Source organism: Methylophaga sp. UBA1464 (assembly GCF_002325665.1).
In the GTDB taxonomy this organism is placed as follows: Bacteria; Pseudomonadota; Gammaproteobacteria; order Nitrosococcales; family Methylophagaceae; genus Methylophaga.
Window position 1 is genome coordinate 3,669 of record NZ_DCSO01000096.1, and the last position, 2,702, is coordinate 6,370.

1 protein-coding gene is annotated in these 2,702 nt (G+C 42.4%); it reads left to right on the top strand.

Annotated features, from left to right (window positions below; all coding sequences use genetic code 11):
• Positions 1-2,399 (top strand): DEAD/DEAH box helicase family protein (locus B3O33_RS13080; RefSeq protein WP_292363792.1); only part of this gene is annotated, 2,399 nt, incomplete at its 5' end.
• Positions 2,400-2,702 lie beyond the last annotated feature (303 nt).

Below are 2,702 nucleotides of genomic sequence, written 5' to 3' on the forward strand. Positions count from 1 at the left end.
GTCGTGATTTTAAAGTGAACGAAGCCATTGCCGGACGAGCCTACCAATTAGAAGCCGTGGCCCGGGTGGCTGAAAATACCGTTACCCAAAACAGTCAGGGCGAATTACGGGGCAGGGCACGGCAAAGTTTATTAGTGATGGCAACGGGCAGTGGTAAAACCCGCACGGCCGCTGCGATTGTCGATATGCTTACCAAATGTAACTGGGCCAAGCGTGTGTTGTTTCTCGCCGATAGAAATGCCTTGGTATCTCAGGCAAAAAACAACTTTAGTGAGCTGCTGCCACATTTATCGGCAATTGATTTAACCAAAGAAAAAGAAGATAACGGCACCCGTTTAGTGTTTTCAACGTACCCGACCATCATGAACCGCATTGATGGCATGCGAAACACCGATACCCGTTTTTACGGTATTGGGCATTTTGATCTGATTATCATTGATGAAGCGCATCGTTCGGTGTATCAAAAATATAAAGCCATTTTTGATTATTTTGATGCATTGCTGATTGGGCTGACCGCCACACCCAAAGCCGAAGTGGATCACAACACCTATGGTTTATTCGGCATTGAAGATAACAACCCGACCTTTGCCTATGAACTGGATAAAGCCGTCGAACAAGGCTTTTTGGTGCCACCCAAAGCGATATCGGTACCGCTGAAATTTATGCGTGAAGGGGTGCATTACAATCAATTATCTGAGCATGAAAAAGCCCAGTATGAGGAAAAGTTTGGTGATCCCACCCAGGGTGAAGCACCGGATGAGATTGAAAGTGCGGCGCTGAATAAATGGTTATTCAATACCGACACCGTAGATAAAGTGCTTGATTATTTAATGACTTACGGCATTAAAGTGCAGGGCGGTGACAAACTCGGTAAAACCATTATTTTTGCCAAAAGCCATGCCCATGCGTTGTTTATAGAAGAACGCTTTAATAAAAATTATCCCGAGTACGCTGGCAAGTTTTTACGGGTGATCGATAACTACGAATCGAAAGCCCAGGATCTGCTGGAAACGTTTGTCGATCCTTATGAAGAACACGATCCACAAATCGCCGTGTCCGTCGATATGATGGATACCGGTGTTGATGCGCCGCGTGTGGTGAATCTGGTGTTTTTCAAACCGGTGAAATCACCGACTAAATTCTGGCAGATGATTGGTCGTGGTACCCGTTTATGTGCTGATTTGTTTGGACCGGGCCAGGATAAAACGCATTTTGTGATTTTTGATTATTGTCAGAACTTTGAGTTTTTTGATGCCAACCCGGATGGCGTGCAGGGAAGACTGGTTAAAAGCCTGATTCAGCAAGTGTTTGAAGCAAAGCTGGAAGTCGCCATGCTGATTCGTGATAACACTGAGCGAACTGAAGAGCAGGGGGCATTAGCCGAAAGTTATATCAATGAACTGTATCAGGCGATTTCCGGGCTGGATAGAAACCGTTTTGTGGTCAAAGCCAAGCTCAGATATGTGGTTGAGTTTAGTGATCAGCAGCGCTGGCAGAATCTATCCAAAAGCGATTTGCTTGATATCAACACCGAACTGGCCAATCTGGTACTGGCTGATAAAAATGATGATGAGTTTGCCAGACGTTTCGATATCCTGGTGCTGAACTTTCAGATTGCTTTATTAACCGGCTCGCATAGCTTAAGCCAGTTTATTAACAAACTGAGCAGTACCGCTAATGCCTTGTTAAAAAAGCAAAATATTCCCGCGGTGGCCCTGCAAAAAACACTGTTAAATGAATTACAAACCGAACCGTTCTGGCAATCCATCAATGTGAATCGTCTGGAGGATGTGCGTATTGCCTTACGGGATTTGATGAAATATCTCGATAAAGATCAGCAACCTGTAGTAGAAACCTCTTTTGAAGATACGTTGGATCATGATGGTGTCAGCATCCATGAGCCAATCGGCACTTATATCACGCTGCAAAGCTATAAAGACAGAGTAGAGTCCTATGTACGAAGTCACAGTGATCATCTGGTGATTCAAAAGCTGAAAAGCAATAAAGCTATTACCGAAACCGAAATCAACCTACTGGAAAGCATCCTGTTTGATGGCAAAACCGTTGGTACCAAACAGGATTATATTGATAACTATGGTGATAAACCGTTAGGCGTGTTTATTCGAAATATTGTCGGTCTGGATGTCGCTGCTGCACAGGCGCATTTTGCCGAGTTTATTCAGGCCGGTAATCTGAAAGCCGACCAAATGACCTTTATTAACAACATCATCAGTTACCTGACTAAAAATGGTGTGATTGATAAAACCATGTTGTTTGAACCGCCATTTACCCATATTCATGATCAAGGCTTATTGGGTGTGTTTGACGATGCCGCAGCAACCAAAGTGATTAGTTTGATTGAACATGTAAATGGCAATGCATTGGCGGATGTTGGTTAGATACTTCTAAACGACAGTCTTAGTACTAAACTTCAAAAAATCATTCTTCGAAACATTCCAAAATAAACAAGTAAGAAAAGCTGTGTATATTGATTAACGAATTTATTGATTATTCAGAATTTAAAATCTTGTGGGGATTGTATGGTAAAAATCCTCAGATTTTAAATTCTGGACCATCTTAGAAAAACCTCCATTTTTGTCATAACACCACATTATAGGAATACATGTCCAAACTGATTTTCGGGTGAGTTCTGGTCAATTTCTTGGCGATCTATAAGTTCGTATAATGTATATTATGTTAAA